The sequence below is a fragment of the Bradyrhizobium sp. SUTN9-2 genome, assembly GCF_003122645.1.
In the GTDB taxonomy this organism is placed as follows: Bacteria; Pseudomonadota; Alphaproteobacteria; order Rhizobiales; family Xanthobacteraceae; genus Bradyrhizobium; species Bradyrhizobium yuanmingense.
In genome coordinates, this window is sequence record NZ_LAXE01000001.1 from 5588089 (window position 1) to 5604441 (window position 16353).

A 16353-nucleotide genomic window follows, 5' to 3' on the forward strand; every position below is an offset into this window, starting at 1 on the left:
AGGCCACGTCATGACGCTCCAGACCCGCATCCACGCGTCCCGCCGCTCGCCGACGGTCCTGGTCGCCGGCGGCGCCGGCTTCATCGGATCGCATCTCTGCGACGCGCTCCTGCAACGCGGCAGCATGGTGATCTGCCTGGACAATTTGTTCACGGGAACCACCGACAACATCCGGCCCCTGCTCAACCATCCGAACTTCCGCTTCATCGAGCATGACGTGCGCGATCCCATCGAGATCGAGGGCGAGATCGACCGGATCTACAGCCTCGCCTGCCCGGCCTCGCCCCGCCATTATCAAGTCGATCCGGTCGGAACGATGAAGACCTGCGTGCTCGGCTCGATCAACCTGCTCGAACTGGCGCGGCAGAAGGGCTCCCGGATTCTTCAGGCCTCCACCAGCGAGGTCTACGGCGACCCGGAGGTGCATCCGCAGCCGGAATCCTATCTCGGCAACGTCAATCCCGTCGGGCCGCGGGCCTGTTACGACGAAGGCAAGCGGGCCGCGGAGACGCTGATGTTCGACTATCGGCGGATGCACGGCACGGAGATCAAGGTCGCGCGCATCTTCAACACCTACGGCCCGCGCATGCTCGAGAATGACGGCCGCGTCGTGTCCAACTTCATCGTGCAGGCGTTGCGTGGCGAGCCGATCACGATCTACGGCCAGGGCACGCAAACCCGCAGCTTCTGCTTCGTCGACGATCTTGTGCGGGGGCTTCAGCTCCTGATGGAGAGCCCCGCCTCGGTCACAGGTCCCTGCAATCTCGGCAATCCGCACGAGGTCACGATCGAGGCCATCGCCCGTGAGGTGCTGGCATGCACCGAATCTGCGTCCCCGCTGCGCTTCGAGCCCCTGCCAAAGGACGATCCGAAGCGGCGCAAGCCCGTGATCGACGCCGCCGAGAAGATCCTGGGATGGCGTCCGAAGGTGGCATTGAAGGACGGGCTTCAAGCGACCATTGCCTATTTCGCGCTCCGCCTCGCCGGGGAAACGCCAACGCTCGTGCCGGCCATCGCCGCGCGCAGGACGCGCCACCCAGCACGTGGCCGCCTGACGATGTCCGAGCAGCCGTGAAGGCCTTGGCGGATCGGCCGGTGTGCTCGCGCAATAGACCTAAAACGTTCCGGCCACAGTGACCCGAAACGCCATCGGCTCGACCGGGTGCAGCACATAGTCCATCACGCCGTTCGCGCAGACCGCGGCCGGTGCGGCATTGGCGGCGCAGAGATTGTAGAGCGTATCGGTCTTCAACAGCGAGCCATAGGCATAGGTGATCTGGTTCGCCTTGCTGTTGAAGAGGTTGAGCACGTCGAGCTGGATTCGCCAGCCGTTCTCGCTGCGGTAGCCGAGCCGCGCGTTGACGATGCCGGTCGGGCGCGAGCGGAACGCATTGTCCTCGGTCAACGGGCTCGCGCCGATGTAGCGCCAGCGCGCGCTGCCGAACCACCCGGTCTTCTCGCCAAGTGTTATTCCGGCCGATGCCACCACCACCGGAGCATTGGGAATGTAGTTGCCGGGCGCATTGCCGGTCTGCGCCTCGGGATAGCCGGCAAGCGAGGCATAGACCGCGGCCTGCTCGCTGTCATAGCCCCGGAAGCGCGCATGCGTCATTGCGAGATCCGCGTCGATGTCGATCCAGGACCGTGGCCGGTAGTGGTTGGTCCACTCGAAGCCGTAGCGGCGGCTGGCGCGCGTTGCCGAGGTGTCGCCGGCATCGCCAGCGAACAGGATCTCGGAATCCTGGTCCAGGATGAAGAGGCTGAGAGAGCTGTCGAGGCCGGGAATGATCCTGCTGCGAACCCCGACCTCCGCGCCTCTGGTGCGCACCAGGAGCGGCGACGGCGTGAGCCTTGTCGCGGGATCGGTGGGATCCTCCGTCGTGGTCGCACCGCGGGCATCGTTCGAGTGCATGCCGTAGCCGGCGCCGAGGAAGAATTCCGTATGATTGAACGGCCCAAGCACCATCCTGAATTTCGGGCTGCCGAGCGCGGCATCGGCGCGACCGGAATTTGCGGCGTTGAACAGAGAGGTGACGTCGGCGGCGTAATAATCGCCCCGCCAGCCCAACGTCGTCCTGAGCCAGTCGGTCCAGCGCACCGTGTTCTCGGCATAGACCCCGACGCTGCCCTCGCCGACCTTGTCGCTGCGGATATTGCCGATGAAGCCGCGACGGAACGTATTGGTGAGCGCGAGGTCGATCGCATCATAACGCGATTGCAGACCGAAGGTGGTCTGCATCGGCAGGCCGGCCAAGGAGCCGTCCAGCGTGCGCGAGACATTGGCGCCCGCCATCAAGCGGTCGTCGTGCTGGTGGAACTGGTCGCCGAGCACGGGATCGTCAAGGAAGTAAGTGAAATTATTGAAGAGGTCGAGTTGGCTCTTCACCAGATAGGCGTTGGCCTTCCATGAACCGATGTCGTCGGTCTGCGCGATGCGCCCGGACAGCGCAAAGCGGTTGGCATGACCACCGTCGCTCGGATCTTCCGAACCATAACGGCCGAGCAAGCCGCTGGTGATGGCGCGCTGCGGCACCTGGTCGGTCGAATTCCATTTGTTGACGTAGGCCATGCCGGTGATCGACATACCGTCGGTCGCGGTGCCCTGGCTGTAGCGCACGAGGCCGTTGAGCTTTCGCAATTTGTCCGGATTGTCCCACGGGCCGTCGTAGGTCCCGATCTCGCCGGCCACCAGCAGCGAACCGTCGCCAACTTTCGCGGAATCCATGCCGAGCAGACGGCGGTAACCGAAGCTGCCGGCGCTCACCTGCGCCAGCCGCCTTGTGCTGTCGATCAGGCCGATGTGAACGCTTCCGACCGAGGCGAAGTCGCCTTCGTCGGCGAAGTAAGGTCCCTTGCGCACGTCCATTGCGGCCATGGTTTCCGGGATCAGCCAGTTGAGATCGGCATAGCCCTGACCATGCGCGTGGGTGCGCATGTTGACGGGGACGCCGTCGACGATGATCGCCAGATCGGTGCCGTGGTCGAGATTGTACCCGCGCAGGAAATACTGGTTGGCTTTGCCCTCGCCGGAATGCTGCGTCACGATCAGACCAGGCACGGCTTCGAGCGCCTCGCCCGGCCGTGTGAAAGGGCGCGCGTTGATCTCGTCGCCGGAGACAGTGATCTCGCTGGCCATGCCGGCTGCGGCCCTTGCACCCGAGCCGGCACTGCGCGGATCCGACGCCTGCGCCGTCGCGGAAGACACGAAGATCCGGCGGCCGGCCGCGGGCGATCTGGCGGCACGGCGCGATGCGGCCGTCATCTTGCGCCCGGGCGCGGCGCCACCACTGACCTCGACCGGCGGCAGTTCGCGTGAGGCGTCATTGCTCTGTGCAAAGGCGCGGCCGTCATCCGCGAGCAGCGCCAAGACCGAGAGTGCCGTCAAAGCGCCGCCGTGACGACCGTGCTCAGGCCGCCTCGGTCGCATCGGTGCATTCCAAAACTTTCGTGCCGGCGCGGCGAGGCTCGTTCCCGAACATGCGGCGATAGAGCACGACCGAGACGAGCCATGCGACCGCAAACAGCGCGATCACGACAAAGCCGACATTGGCAAGCGACTCGTTGAGGTCCTCGACCAGCACCCATGCGCCGCCGGAGAGACCGAGCCGCTCGCCGATCAGGCCGAGCGCTTCGATCCCGCCGATGAACAGTGCTACCGCGACGGAGGCGCCGGTGATCGTGAGGTTGTACCAGAGCTTGCGCAAGGGATCGACGAAGGCCCAGCGATAGGCGCTCACCATCAGCGCGGAATCGGCCGCGTCGACCAGCGCCATGCCTGCGGCGAACAGCGCGGGGAAAACCAGCACATCGGCGAGCGAGGCGCCGCGCGCGGCCTCGCTGGCGGAGATGCTGAGCAGGCTGATCTCCGTCGCGGTATCGAAGCCGAGGCCGAACAGGAAGCCGAGCGGGTACATGTGCCAGGGCTTCGTCACCAGGCGGAACATCGGGCCGAGCAGCCGGGCCAGAATACCGCGGCTGGCAAGCAGCGCATCGAGCTGCGCAGCATCGTGAACGCCCTGGTCCCGCGCCGCGCGAAACGTCCGCCACAGGCCGACGAAAATGACGAGGTTGATCGCGGCAACCGCAAGCAGGAACAGGGCCGAGACTGAGGTGCCGATGAGACCGCCGATCTCCTTGAGCAGGCTGTCGCCGCCGAGGCTCACGACGCCCAGTGCCAGCAGCATGGTCGCCACCACGACGACGGTGGAATGGCCGAGCGCGAAATAGAGGCCGACGCTGCGCGGCGTCTCGGCGCCGTGCATCAGCTTGCGCACGACGTTGTCGATCGCGGCAATGTGATCGGCATCGACGGCATGACGCAGGCCGAACACCCAGGCCAGCAAGGCCGTCGCCATCACCGTCGGCCGGTCGCCGAACAGCGTGAAGGCCCAGGCCCATGCGGCGATGTTGGCGGCGACGAGCCCGCCAAGCAGCGCCACCGTTCCGGGCTCGACCGCCCGCAAAGTCCGCATCGCTGCTCGTTCCATTCGCTCGCCCTTACAGTATGACGTTTATCAAAATTTCTCATACTGGCAAGAGCAAGAGCCGGACCAGTTTCGGTCTGCCCCCTGACGAGCCGACGGAATGCGAGCCAAATGGCGGGCCTGATGGAGGAATTCCGCGTCAGCGGGATCACCGCGCCGATGCGGGATGGGCGCTCGCATTGGCAAGCAGATATCCAGTTTGACGCCGAAGTTGACGGTCGTCAGGGGGAGCTCGACCCACGCAACTGGAACCCGTTGCTGTGAAGCCGCTCACATCCGATTCGACGATCCCGATGTATTCATCGTGCCGGGTGGAGATGGCAGACGGAGACGCGCATGAAACTCCTCATGCTCTCGCTAATCGCAGCCATGCTTCTCGCCGGTGCGGCCAATAGCGTGTTCAGGCCGCATCCAGTGCCTCATTTCGGTCAGCCCGGCATGGCGTCCATTCAAGATATGCAGACGGGACGGGCCGACAAGCTTCCCGAGCAGGAGCTGCAGGACCGCTCCGTCTTGTTTGCGAAAGAGCTGCGGTAGGCCGGCAGGTTCGCTTTATTCGGCCGCTGCGGTCGCAGGTTGCCGCTGCCCATCGTTCGGTCCCGTTCGCGCCATCTGCTCGTCGAGCCAGAGGCTGTGGTGCTCGCGCGCCCAGTTGACGTCGACTTCGCCCGAGCCCATGGCGGCGAACGCACCTTCCATGCCGATAGTGCCGATATAGATGTGCCCGATCATCGCCGCGACGAACAGGACCGCCACAATGGAGTGGACGATCTGGGCCATCTGCATGCTTTCGATACCCGTGCCGTAGAACGGGAACATCAGCGCATAGCCGCTCGCCGCGACGAGCCCACCACCGATCACGACGATCCAGTAGATCATCTTCTGGCCGCCATTGAAGCGATTGGCCGGCGGATGGTCATGCCCGATCAGGCCGCCACCCCGCTTGGCCCATTCGATATCCACCTTGCTGGGAATGTTGCCGCCGATCCACATCAGGAAGATCAGCACGACCCCCAGCGTGAACGGGAAACTCAGATAATTGTGGGCGTATTTGGCCCATTGCGACCATTCGGAAAAGGCCTCGAAACCGATCAGCGGCAAAAGCAGTTGCCGGCCAAACGTGACGTTGAGGCCGGAGATCGCCAGGATGATGAAGCAGGTTGCCGTCATCCAGTGCACGAAACGTTCGAAACCGTTGAAGCGCACGATGGTGCGGCCCGAGTGGCCGCTTTCCAGCCGAACCATGCCGCGGGTGAGATAGAAGATCATGATCAGGGCGATCATGCCGATGATGGCAACGCCGCCGATCCAGGGCAGCGTCACCATGCGGAATTCCCGCCATTCCCGCCCCTGCGGCTGCTCGAGAACGCCGGACCGCTGATCCGGAATGCTGACACGCCCTTGAATCCGGTTCAGCTCCTGCAGAAGCTGCTGTTCCTTGACCGAGCTTGCAGTCGGATTGACCTGCTGAGCACTCGCAGGCGCCGCCATCGCCAAGAGAAGCAGCGTGCAAACGCCGAACGCCAGGCGAATGAACCTTCCAAATGACGCCATCACGTCCTCCCCGGTATTTGCGCGCCCTTCTGTTGCCACTTCAGGACTCGATCGCCTCGCGATAAGCGGTCTTCCAGCCCCATGCACCCGAGCCATAGCCGCGCTTCATGACGCGCTCCTTGTAGATCTGTGCGATGATCTCGCCGTCGCCCGCAAGCAACGACTTGGTCGAGCACATCTCAGCGCACAGCGGCAGCTTGCCTTCGGCCAGCCGGTTCGCACCGTACTTCGCATATTCCTCCTTGCTGCCGTCGGCCTCAGGGCCGCCGGCGCAATAGGTGCACTTGTCCATCTTGCCCCGGGAGCCGAAGTTTCCGACCTTTGGATATTGCGGCGCGCCGAACGGACAGGCGTAGAAGCAATAGCCGCAGCCGATGCAGAGGTCCTTGGAGTGCAGCACCACGGCATCGGCCGTGGTGTAGAAGCAGTTCACCGGACAGACCGCCGCGCAGGGCGCGTCCGTGCAGTGCATGCAGGCCATCGAGATCGAGCGCTCGCCCGGCTTGCCGTCGTTGATGGTGACGACACGCCGCCGGTTGATGCCCCAGGGCACCTCGTGCTCGTTCTTGCAGGCGGTGACGCAGGCGTTGCACTCGATGCAGCGATCAGCGTCGCAGAGAAATTTCATCCGAGCCATGTGCGTGCTCCTCTTAGGCTGCGACGATCTGACAAAGCGTGACCTTCGGCTCCTGCATGCCGGTTGCAGGATCGTAGCCGTAGCTCGTGATCGTGTTGGCGCTCTCGCCCAGCACGATCGGATCGGTGCCGGCAGGATAGTTCTTGCGCAGGTCGTTACCGCCGAGCCAGCCGCCGAAATGGAACGGCATCCAGGCGACGCCCTTGCCGACGCGTTCGGTCACCATCGCCTTCATCTTGGCCCGCGAGTTGTTCTCAGCGCCGCTCACCCAGACCCAGCCGCCGTCCTTGATGCCGCGATCGGCGGCATCAGCCGGGCTGATCTCGATGAACATGTCCTGTTGCAATTCGGCGAGCCACGGATTGGTGCGAGTTTCCTCGCCGCCGCCTTCGTATTCGACAAGACGTCCGGAGGAGAGGATCAGCGGGAACTGCTTGGCGATCCCCTTCTCCACCGCCGCCTTCTGCACCGAGAAGCCGATGTTGGGCAGACGGAACTGCTTGGCATCGGGCAAGGTCGGATACTTCTCGACGAGGTCGACGCGCGGCGTGTAGATCGGCTCGCGGTGCACCGGGATTGGATCCGGTAGACCGAACGCATTCATGCGCGCCTTGCCGTTGCCGAAGGGCACGCAGCCATGCTTCAGCGCGACGCGCTGGATGCCGCCGGAGAGGTCGAGCGCCCAGGACACCGCATCCGGATTGGCCGGGTTGACCCGCTGGATGGTCGCCATCTCGGCCTCGGTGAGATCCTTGTCCCAACCGAGCTTCTTCAGGCTCGCCAGCGTGAACTCGGGATAGCCGTCCTCGATCTCCGATCCCTTGGAGAAGGACTTGTCGGCGAGCAGGCTGACCTTGCGCGTCGTGCCGTCGGGCAGCTTCTCCTCGCGCTCGATGCCGAAGCGCGGACGGAATGCGCCGCCGCCGTCCATGACGTGCAGATTGTTGTTGTAGAGCAGCGGCGAGCCGGGATGCTTCACCTCGGGCGAGCCCCAGCACGGCCAAGGCAGGCCGTAATAATCGCCGCCGACTTCCGGATCGTCCTTGGGGGCGCGCATCGTCACCAGGTCGAACTTGTGCTGGTTCTTCATGTGCGCCTTGATGCGCTCCGGCGACTGGCCGCAATAACCGGTCGACCAGCTTCCACGGTTGATCTCGCGCAGCACGTCCTCGGGGACCGGAAGGTTGTTCTCGACCTTGATGTTCTTGAACATCTTGTCGGCGAAGCCGAACTTCTTCGCCAGCAGATAGATGATCTCGAGGTCGTCCTTGGATTCGAAGATCGGCTTGACGATCTGCTCGCCCCATTGCATCGAGCGGTTGGAGGCGACGCGCGATCCCGCGCATTCGAACTGCGTCGCCACGGGCAGGATATAGACGCCGTCCTTGCGCCCGGCCTCGACCGCCAGAGACGCCCAGGTGGTCGGGTGCGGATCGGCGATCACCAGCAGCTCCAGCGCCTTCAGGCCCTTCAGCGATTCGGGAATGCGCGTGATGCTGTTGCTGGCGTGGCCTTGCACGAACACGGCCTTGACGTTGTCCTTCTGTGCGACGTCGGCCTTCGGCAACAGCGCCGCATCGAACCAGCGCGTCAGCGGGATGCCTGGCGTCTCCATCTGCTTCTTCTCGTCGAAGCGCGAGACGAGATAGTCGTAGTCGACCTCCCAGACCCGGGACCAGTGCTTCCAGGCGCCCTCCGCGAGGCCGTAATAGAACGGCAACGTCACGATATCGAGGCCGACATCGGTCGCGCCCTGCACGTTGTCATGGCCGCGCAGGATGTTGGCGCCGGCCCCGGCCTTGCCGACGTTGCCCGTCATCAGCAGCGCGATGCAGCTCGCCCGCACGTTGGCGGTGCCGACCGTGTGCTGGGTCTGGCCCATGCACCAGATGATGGTCGCGGGCTTGACCGTCGCGAACGTCTTGGCGACGCGCTCGAGCTGCGCGGCGGGCACACCGGTGACGCGCTCGACCTCCTGCGGATTCCATTTCTCGACCTCCTTGCGCAGGTCGTCGAAGCCGTAGACGCGCTGGGCGATGAATTCCTTGTCCTCCCAGCCGTTCTTCAGGATGTGCCACATCATGCCGTAGAGCACGGGAATGTCGGTGCCGGGACGGATGCGGACATATTCGGTGGCATGTGCCGCGGTGCGGGTCAGGCGCGGATCGAAGACGATGAAATTCGCCTTGTTGAGCTCCTTGGATTCGAGCAGGTGCTGCATGCTGACCGGATGCGCTTCCGCCGCGTTGCTGCCGATGAACAGCATCGTCTTGGAGTTGCGCATGTCGTTGATGCTGTTCGTCATCGCGCCGTAGCCCCAGGTATTGGCGACGCCGGTGACGGTGGTGGAGTGGCAGATCCGCGCCTGGTGATCGGTGTTGTTGGTGCCCCAGAACGCGCCCAACTTGCGGAACAGGTAGGCTCCTTCGTTGGTCATCTTGGCCGAGCCGAGCCAATAGACCGAATCGCTGCCCGACTTCTCGCGAACCTGCAGCAGCTTGTCGCCGATCTCGTTCACCGCCGTGTCCCACGACACGCGCGTCCACTGCCCGTTCACCAGCTTCATCGGATAGCGCAGGCGGCGATCGCTGTGCACGAGCTCGCGCACCGAGGCGCCCTTGGCGCAATGCGAGCCACGGTTGATCGGCGAATCCCAGCTCGGTTCCTGCCCGATCCAGACTCCGTTGAGGACTTCCGCCGTCACCGTGCAGCCCACGGCACAATGCGTGCAGATGCTCTTCTTGACGGTGGCGCCGGCCGCGAGCGGGCCGGCGGCGGCCGCCTCCGCCTTTCGCACGTTGCCGACCGGCATGGCCCCGAGCGCGGCGAGCGCGCCGCCGGCCAGGCCGGACTTGCGCAGGAACGTGCGGCGATCAAGTCCCCCGCCCTGCCCCGCAAGGGATTCGGCGACGGAACCGCGGCGATCGGAACGCTGGTGTGTTCGCTTGATAAGCACGGGCAGCCTCCCTCTCAGGCCGGATAACGATTGACGCGGTAGAACGTCTTCACGTGATCGGATTCCTTGTAGCGCGCCTTGCGCTTCTCATCGTTGGTTTCACTGTCGGCCTGGGCGGACCCGACCAACGGTGTTGCAAGCGCCGCGCCGGCACCGGCGGTACCCAAGCCGACCTTGCGCAGGAAATCGCGGCGTCCGACCTTTGCTTTCGTCTCGTCACTCATCGCATCTCTCCCGGACCGAAGCGCCTCGGTCAGCTGGCGAATGTAAATGCTTCCGTCTCGATTTCGATGAAAGTGCGGCCGAGCGCGCCGACTGCGCGATAGAAACGGGCAGTCCCCGCGTTCTCGATGTCGGCGAACAATCGCCCCATCCATGGCGACACGTGCTTTTCGAAGAAGGCGCGCTGCGCCTCGTGCGAGGCATCGAAGCGGCCATCGGCAAGGCCCGACATGATCTCGCACAGGATGGCAGCGTGATCTTCGGGTTCGGAATCGTTGGCGATACGCTCGATGCCGAGCGTCATCAGGTCGCCGCGCAGGCGCGACAGGGGCCGTTCGTTGAGAAAGCCCGTGAGATAATAGGAGGCATAAGGCAGCAATTCGCCGCGGCCGAGCCCGACGAACAAATCGAAATACTCCCGCTCAACCTTCGCTGGGACGGCGCTCGAGGCGGCCTCGGCAAGCGCCGCATGCGCGCGACCGAGCGGCGTCGCGTCTCCGCTGAGCGCGGCGAGCTGATCGAGCAGGCGCTTCGACGGAGGCGCAGACAGCAGCGCCGCGAGCAAGACGTATTCCTGCGCGCGCGCCGCATCGATGGGATCGACGAGTTCGGCGGAGCCGGCTTGCTCACCGTAAAGATCGGGCCGCAGATCGTTTCGGGAGACGCCGGTCGCCGTTTCGACTGCAACCACCCGTTGTGCGGGCACACGGGTCCAATTCGAGACGGAGGGCTGGCTGATGCCTATTTTGCGTGCAAGCTGAGCGATGCCGCCTGCGGCATCGATCGCTCGATCAAGTCCGTCATCGCGCACGTGGACCTCCCATCCCAGTCCCGTCTGCTTGATTATCGCTTTTGTTACAAAGCAGTAGGTAGCGTAATCCGGGTTCCAGCAACGGTCAATCGCCTGCCATAGCCTGTACCTATAGTCTTTGGTCGTGGTTCAGCGCGGCAGTGCACCACCATGCGTGCGGGACCTCACAGGCTCTGCAGAATCCGCAGGTCTTTCACCCACTGTCGGTTGCACTGCAGCAGGGATTGCCAGGTGCTGCGTCTCATCGGGCGGCTCGACGACATTGGAAACAAGTGCCACATCGGCTTGATGCGATTCCGGCGGAGAATCCGCCGTTTCGATCGACGCCTCAGCAAGAGTCTGGGCCGCAGACTTGGCCGCCTCGCGCACGCCGCCGACAATGCGATCGACCAGTGCGGCCAGCTCCTCCGAGGAACAATCCAGCGGGCCAAATCCCGGCATCGCCGTCGGGTCGTTGAAGTCCCATGCATTCTCCGCGAGCCCGACGAAGTCGCGAATCGCGGGATCGGTCGCCCAAGCGCGGCGAAGAGCCGCAAGGCTCAACTCGCGAGGAATCCCCTTGCCGAGGAAGGCCGTGATGTCGGTGGCAGCATTGATCTCGTCGATCGACGGCAGGCTCGACAGATCGAACTCCGTCTCGTCCTCTTTGTCCTCGGACGGCGGCGTCGGCTGCGCCGGGGCAGGTTTCGCCGGCTCCGCTCGCGACTGCTGTTTGCGGCGGGACCAACGCGCAAGGAAGTCCTCCTCACTCATTCCTTTCCGCCTTCATGTTCGCGCCGCGCCAGCGCCTCCGGATCGGCACGGCGCCGCTTGCGTTTGACGAATTCGCGCTCGACATGGTGCTCGGCCACGAAGCTTTCAATCGCCTCGCGCAGCACTTCCGGCATCGGCACGGCCTCGACGAGATTGTCGGCGGCTTCGGTAAAGCCTTCGCCCTCGGCGGGGTCGGCGGTCACCGCGGTGACTGCATAGGGCCAGACGCCTTCCGCAGGCGACAACACGACCCAGATGCTCGGACCGCCGGAGGCGAGATTGTCGCGATAGCGCGCCGTCTCCGACGGATAGAGATCGATGGTCGCACTTCCGGCATAGAACAGGGTCGTGCCGTCCTGCTCGCGAAGCACGGTCCATGGCTCGGTCGACGGCTCGTCCGGCAGGACAGCAATTCCGCGCCAGATGCAATCGACCCAAGGCGAGTCGGCCTTGCGCCGCTCGACTACGACGCCGACGGCAATCGAGAGGGACGGCAATGCCGCGGGGCTCACGTCGCCATCTCCAGCCGCTTCACCGGCAACCCGGTCAGCAGATTCTGTGGCTTCATCCGCAGCTTCTGATCCGCCGTCATCGACAGGATCAGGTAGACCGGCTCATCCCCGACATCGTCGAGGGCACGGCTGGAATCCGCAAACGTCAGCCGGAACAGCGCCAGCACGCGATCGGCGTCGCGCTCGCCGAGCTCTTCGCCGTGCCACAGACGGTCGCCGAGCCTCGTGGCATCGGCATCGAGCCCGACATACCAGCTCAGCTTCGCCTCGTGCAGCGCCCGTAGCGGCTCGATCACGACATCGATGCCGAGCAGATGGGAGACCCAACGCGTCATCGCCTGCGCCAGCGCTACAGGTCCGCGGCCGTCGGCGGTCAGGTCGAGGGCCATGTCGAACTGGTCGCTCCGGTGCCAATAGGCCTCGGCATTCTCCTCGCCCAACACCTCGACCACCGCATCGGTGGTGGCGCCGAGCATCGACATCAGCGAGAGCACCGGGGTCGGGCTCCGGCCGCCGACGACCTCCTCGTCTCCCAGCAACAAAGCGTGCTCATGTGGGAGAACGCGCTGGATCCGGAAGAACAATTCGGCCGCGCGCAGCACGAACGGGTCGTCGCAGCCGTCGAGCGCGTTGCGCAGGATGACGTGCACGAGCTGGTTGACGAACAGCGGCGGCAGATCGTTCGCCCCTGAGCGGAGCCAGGCAAGATAGGCCGCTTCGAGCGTCGGATGCCGCAGCAGAAGATCGCGGAACGCCAGCACGAACTGCCAATTCTCCCTGGCATCAGCATCGGCAATCGCGGCGATCTCGCCGGCGCCGACGGCCTGGCGCGGGTCGGCGAGCAGATCGCGATGCAGCCGGCGTTCGACCGGGCACGCGTCGTCCGGCGGCATCAGCTCGGGACGGGCAAAATAGGCTTTGAGAAATTCGTCCGTGACACGCAGGCCGCCGCCCTCGTCGCGATCGAGCAGGTGGTGACCACAGGAGATCCAGAAATCGTTCATCGGACGGTCGGCTCCCGGCCGAGATCCGCAAGCCTGAGATCGCCGTCCGGCTCGACGTCGTCCTCCATCTCGATGAACGAGAACGCCTTGCCATGCCCCTGGCCTTCCCGAAGCTGCAGCCGGCGGAACGACTCGCGGACCTCCCCGTCGCTCGAGGTGCGGTGCACTGCAATAAGCGAGCTGATGGGATGGCTGCAGAGCGACTGGGCAAAAGCGACCTCCTCTTCGGCCGCCGTTTTCGCCGCCGCCATATCCGGCGCGCCGAAACGATCGACCAATTGCCTCGCCAGCAGATCGACCAGGCCGTGGTAATCGTCCGCGGTCGCCGGAACGATCTGCGCCAGCGTCGACCAGCCCCAGGATTGCACCCCGAGGAACCCACCGCGAAACGCCGCGCGGGCCTTGCCCTCGAGCTTCGCGCCATCGCAATCCCAGAAGCGGAAGGCGCCGGAAACGGCCCATTCGCCCGGCTCTGCCGCCACGTCGAACACGAAAGTGTCCGAGGGATCGAGCGCAATCGTGCGCAGGAGTTTCACAGGCGCGGTCCTCCGAGGGCCGGATCGAGCCAGGACGGCACCGCGAGCGCCCGGACCAGGTCGCTTCGTTCGATCGTCTCCGTCCCGATGCGGCGCGTCAGGAGGTCGCCGCAATCATCTATGCGCTGTATCGTCTGCCTTTCACGCGGCATCCGCGTGAGATAGTCGCGCGCGACGCTGTCGAAGCCGTCGACCCGCCAGCCGTCCAGCGCCAGCATCAGATGCCGGGCGAAGCTTTCCGTGATCTGCGCCGCGCCCGCCTCGCCAAAGCCTTCCTGGTCAAGCGCCGAGGCCAGCGGGTGGACGCCTGGATCGTCATCATTCATGGCAACCGTCCGTATCATCGCGCCGAAGACCAGCCAGGGCGGCGGCGCGTCCTCGTCAGCTCCGGAACACCAACCCATCCGTCCGCCGCCGACCAGCCCCCCGTCGATCCTGACCGCATCCGGCCAGCCGATCGTGATCGGCTTGCTCGGCGGTGCATAGGCGCGAAGCGCGTCGGTGAGCGCGACCATGCCTGCGTAGAACGCACGCCGCGCGCTGCGCAACGGCTCGGCCGGCTCGAGCACCACGGCGAACTCGGCGAGGTCGAAGCGGCCGACATAGACGAGCGTTCCGGCGCCGCTCTCCGGTGCGATGCGGCATGCATGGGCAAAAGCGTCGCCGCTCTCGCGCAATCGCACCAATGTGAACGGCGGCGGCAGGTGGATCGGTTCCGCCGTGGAAACATGGCTCACTGGGATCGACGGCAGACCGTCCTCCGCTTTCCTTTTCTTCCCGATGGATAATGTCTATACGAGGCGAAGGGCCGGCGCGAGTCCGTCGTCGTCGTCCGAAAGGCGGAGGAGTTAACCTGGAGCAGCCGTCGAAGACCATCCTGATCTGCTCGTGCGAAGACACGATGCGCCTCGACGTGGCTGCAATCCGGCGCGCATGTCCGAACAGCGAGGTCAAGAGCTTCCGCCACCTCTGCGGGGCGGAGCTCGATCATTTCCGCAACATGGCCGCGACAGAAGGCGTGTTGACGGTCGCCTGCACGCAGCAGGCGGCGCAGTTTTCGGACGAGGCCGGCGAGCGGCCTGACGCGATCGGCTTCGTCAATATCCGCGAGACGGCCGGCTGGTCCCGCGACGGCGCGCACGCCGGCGCAAAAATGGCCGCCCTGCTCGCATCCGCCTCCATCCCCGCCCCGGACTATCCGCTCGTCACCTTGTCGAGCGAGGGCGTCATCCTGATCTACGGGCGCGATGAGGCCGCGATTGAGGCCGGCCGCCTGCTTGCCGATCACCTCGACGTCACCGTGATGCTGAAGCAGCTCGATGACACGGTGCCGCCGGTTGCCACGGTGTTCCCGATCGTGAAGGGCACGATCCGCTCCGCGAAGGGACATTTCGGCGCGTTCGAGCTTGTCATCGACGACTATGCGCGTCCCCGCCCCTCCTCGCGCGATCGCTTCGTGCTCGACTCGCCGCGAAGCGGGGTCACCTCGCGCTGCGATATCGTGCTCGATCTTTCCGGCGGTCTGCCAATGTTTCCCGCCCACGACCTGCGCGACGGCTATCTCCGCGCCGACACGAAAGATCCCGCCGCGGTGCTGCGCGCGGTGCTGACCGCGCGCGATCTCGTCGGCAGCTTCGACAAGCCCAGATATGTCGAGGTTGCGCCGGCGCTTTGCGCCCATTCGCGCTCGAAGCGTACGGGCTGCCATCGCTGTCTCGATCTTTGCCCGACCGGGGCAATCACACCCGTCGGCGATCATATCGCAATCGATCCGAATATCTGCGCGGGCTGCGGCCAATGCGCGGCGGCCTGCCCGACCAGCGCGGTCTCCTACGCGCTGCCGCCCGCCGATACGCAGCTCCATAAACTTCGCGCCATGCTGCTCGCCTATCGCGAGGCCGGCGGCGCGAATGCGGTGCTGCTCTTTCACGACAGCCCGCACGGCACGCCGCTGATCGACGCCCTCGCGCGGCATGGCGACGGCCTGCCGGCGAACGTGCTTCCCTTTGCCGTCAACGAGCTCACGCAGGTCGGGCTGGAGGCGATCGTCGGCGCCTTTGCCTATGGCGTCTCTGCCGTGCGCTTCCTGCTCCGTGGCAAGCCGCGCCACGACGTGACCGGATTGACGCAGACGATCGCGATGGCTGAGGCGATCCTCGGCGGCCTTGGATTTGCGGGCCGTCGCCTCGCCACCATCGAAACCGACGATCCCGACGCGCTCGGCGCGCATTTGACTGATATCGGCACGCTCGCCGCGGTCCCGACGCCGGCAACTTTCAAGACCGTCGGCAAGCGGCGCGACCTCTTGCGGTTTGCCCTCAGCGAGTTGCATCGGCTGGCGCCGCAGCCGGTCGACATCATCGCGCTGCCGCAAGGTGCGCCGGTCGGCGCAATCAGCGTCGAGGCCGATGGCTGCACGCTGTGCCTATCCTGCGTCTCGGCCTGCCCGACCGGCGCATTGCGCGACGATCCCGAGCGGCCGGTGCTGAAATTCATCGAGGATGCCTGCGTGCAGTGCGGCCTGTGCCAGAGCACCTGTCCGGAAAAGGTCATCAGCCTCAAGCCGCAGATCGATTTCCGGGCGGCGCGCGCGCCTGCCGTTGTCATCAAGGAAGAGGAGCCCGCGCTCTGCGTCCGCTGCGGCACGCCCTTCGGCGTCAAGAGCACGATCGACCGCATCGCCGCCAAGCTCGAAGGCCGGCACTGGATGTATCCGGCCGGCGACAAGCGAATCGAGGCGCTCAGGATGTGCGCGGACTGCCGCGTCGTGGTCATGAGCGAACAGCAATTCGATCCGTTCAAGGGCGTTCCGGAACGAACGCCGCCGCGAACGACGGATGATTACATCCGCGAACGCAACGGCAAGGACTAAAGCGGACGCCGT

Annotated in this window: 16 protein-coding genes; 4 read left to right on the top strand and 12 right to left on the bottom strand. The window is 65.1% G+C overall.

Going from position 1 to position 16353, the window contains the following annotated elements; translation table 11 throughout:
• Positions 1-10: 10 nt before the first annotated feature.
• The gene (locus XF30_RS25955; protein ID WP_109144250.1) at positions 11-1075 is read left to right on the top strand and encodes a UDP-glucuronic acid decarboxylase family protein; all 1065 of its coding nucleotides are present in this window, start codon (positions 11-13) and stop codon (positions 1073-1075) included.
• A 39-nt stretch (positions 1076-1114) separates the two neighbouring features.
• Here XF30_RS25955 and XF30_RS25960 read toward each other — a convergent pair whose 3' ends face one another.
• Positions 1115-3427, bottom strand: coding sequence for a TonB-dependent receptor (locus tag XF30_RS25960; protein ID WP_109144251.1), 2313 nt, complete (start codon positions 3425-3427; stop codon positions 1115-1117).
• Positions 3408-4472 carry a HoxN/HupN/NixA family nickel/cobalt transporter gene (locus XF30_RS25965; RefSeq protein ID WP_244609020.1) on the bottom strand — a complete coding sequence of 355 codons (1065 nt, stop codon included), beginning with the start codon at positions 4470-4472 and terminating at the stop codon, positions 3408-3410. Before XF30_RS25965 ends, XF30_RS25960 begins: the two co-directional genes overlap by 20 nt.
• 123 nt (positions 4473-4595) lie before the next feature.
• Between XF30_RS25965 and XF30_RS38245 the strand changes: the two genes are divergently transcribed.
• Positions 4596-4748: a hypothetical protein gene (locus XF30_RS38245; RefSeq protein WP_156447252.1), complete on the top strand. Its 153-nt coding sequence runs from the start codon at positions 4596-4598 to the stop codon at positions 4746-4748.
• 72 nt (positions 4749-4820) lie between these two features.
• A complete protein-coding gene (locus tag XF30_RS25970) occupies positions 4821-5021 on the top strand; it encodes a hypothetical protein (protein WP_036023649.1) in 201 nt (66 codons plus the stop codon).
• Between the two features lie 15 nt (positions 5022-5036).
• Here XF30_RS25970 and XF30_RS25975 read toward each other — a convergent pair whose 3' ends face one another.
• From XF30_RS25975 to XF30_RS26025, 10 genes are all read right to left on the bottom strand, one after another.
• Complete coding sequence (locus XF30_RS25975) at positions 5037-6038, bottom strand: formate dehydrogenase subunit gamma (RefSeq protein ID WP_036005247.1); 1002 nt, start codon at positions 6036-6038, stop codon at positions 5037-5039.
• A gap of 40 nt (positions 6039-6078) precedes the next feature.
• A complete protein-coding gene (gene fdh3B, locus XF30_RS25980; protein ID WP_036005105.1) occupies positions 6079-6675 on the bottom strand; it encodes a formate dehydrogenase FDH3 subunit beta in 597 nt (198 codons plus the stop codon).
• 13 nt (positions 6676-6688) lie between these two features.
• A complete protein-coding gene (locus XF30_RS38250; RefSeq protein WP_158284415.1) occupies positions 6689-9631 on the bottom strand; it encodes a formate dehydrogenase subunit alpha in 2943 nt (980 codons plus the stop codon).
• A gap of 14 nt (positions 9632-9645) precedes the next feature.
• On the bottom strand, positions 9646-9855 hold the full coding sequence (locus XF30_RS25995; protein WP_036005112.1) for a twin-arginine translocation signal domain-containing protein: 210 nt from the start codon (positions 9853-9855) through the stop codon (positions 9646-9648).
• A gap of 29 nt (positions 9856-9884) precedes the next feature.
• The gene (locus XF30_RS26000) at positions 9885-10664 is read right to left on the bottom strand and encodes a molecular chaperone TorD family protein (RefSeq protein WP_036005115.1); all 780 of its coding nucleotides are present in this window, start codon (positions 10662-10664) and stop codon (positions 9885-9887) included.
• A 129-nt stretch (positions 10665-10793) separates the two neighbouring features.
• Positions 10794-11417 carry a DUF3306 domain-containing protein gene (locus XF30_RS26005; protein ID WP_109144254.1) on the bottom strand — a complete coding sequence of 208 codons (624 nt, stop codon included), beginning with the start codon at positions 11415-11417 and terminating at the stop codon, positions 10794-10796.
• Positions 11414-11929 carry a DUF3305 domain-containing protein gene (locus XF30_RS26010; protein ID WP_109144255.1) on the bottom strand — a complete coding sequence of 172 codons (516 nt, stop codon included), beginning with the start codon at positions 11927-11929 and terminating at the stop codon, positions 11414-11416. Before XF30_RS26010 ends, XF30_RS26005 begins: the two co-directional genes overlap by 4 nt.
• Positions 11926-12933 carry a DUF6352 family protein gene (locus XF30_RS26015; RefSeq protein ID WP_036005122.1) on the bottom strand — a complete coding sequence of 336 codons (1008 nt, stop codon included), beginning with the start codon at positions 12931-12933 and terminating at the stop codon, positions 11926-11928. The genes XF30_RS26010 and XF30_RS26015 overlap by 4 nt, the downstream gene beginning before the upstream one ends.
• Positions 12930-13469, bottom strand: coding sequence for a DUF6505 family protein (locus XF30_RS26020; RefSeq protein ID WP_036005125.1), 540 nt, complete (start codon positions 13467-13469; stop codon positions 12930-12932). Before XF30_RS26020 ends, XF30_RS26015 begins: the two co-directional genes overlap by 4 nt.
• The gene (locus tag XF30_RS26025; protein ID WP_225133610.1) at positions 13466-14206 is read right to left on the bottom strand and encodes a biotin/lipoate--protein ligase family protein; all 741 of its coding nucleotides are present in this window, start codon (positions 14204-14206) and stop codon (positions 13466-13468) included. Before XF30_RS26025 ends, XF30_RS26020 begins: the two co-directional genes overlap by 4 nt.
• A 164-nt stretch (positions 14207-14370) precedes the next feature.
• Here XF30_RS26025 and XF30_RS26030 point away from each other — a divergent pair, with 164 nt between their 5' ends.
• Positions 14371-16341 carry a 4Fe-4S binding protein gene (locus XF30_RS26030; protein WP_074448198.1) on the top strand — a complete coding sequence of 657 codons (1971 nt, stop codon included), beginning with the start codon at positions 14371-14373 and terminating at the stop codon, positions 16339-16341.
• Positions 16342-16353: the final 12 nt, after the last annotated feature.

Coding starts and splice junctions, on each gene's coding strand:
- XF30_RS38245 (WP_156447252.1), top strand. CDS start 4,596: ATGGCGGGCCTGATGGAGGAATTCCGCGTCAGCGGGATCACCGCGCCG.
- XF30_RS25955 (WP_109144250.1), top strand. CDS start 11: ATGACGCTCCAGACCCGCATCCACGCGTCCCGCCGCTCGCCGACGGTC.
- fdh3B (WP_036005105.1), bottom strand. CDS start 6,675: ATGGCTCGGATGAAATTTCTCTGCGACGCTGATCGCTGCATCGAGTGC.
- XF30_RS25965 (WP_244609020.1), bottom strand. CDS start 4,472: ATGCGGACTTTGCGGGCGGTCGAGCCCGGAACGGTGGCGCTGCTTGGC.
- XF30_RS26030 (WP_074448198.1), top strand. CDS start 14,371: ATGCGCCTCGACGTGGCTGCAATCCGGCGCGCATGTCCGAACAGCGAG.
- XF30_RS25960 (WP_109144251.1), bottom strand. CDS start 3,427: ATGCGACCGAGGCGGCCTGAGCACGGTCGTCACGGCGGCGCTTTGACG.
- XF30_RS26005 (WP_109144254.1), bottom strand. CDS start 11,417: ATGAGTGAGGAGGACTTCCTTGCGCGTTGGTCCCGCCGCAAACAGCAG.
- XF30_RS25975 (WP_036005247.1), bottom strand. CDS start 6,038: ATGGCGTCATTTGGAAGGTTCATTCGCCTGGCGTTCGGCGTTTGCACG.
- XF30_RS25995 (WP_036005112.1), bottom strand. CDS start 9,855: ATGAGTGACGAGACGAAAGCAAAGGTCGGACGCCGCGATTTCCTGCGC.
- XF30_RS25970 (WP_036023649.1), top strand. CDS start 4,821: ATGAAACTCCTCATGCTCTCGCTAATCGCAGCCATGCTTCTCGCCGGT.
- XF30_RS26015 (WP_036005122.1), bottom strand. CDS start 12,933: ATGAACGATTTCTGGATCTCCTGTGGTCACCACCTGCTCGATCGCGAC.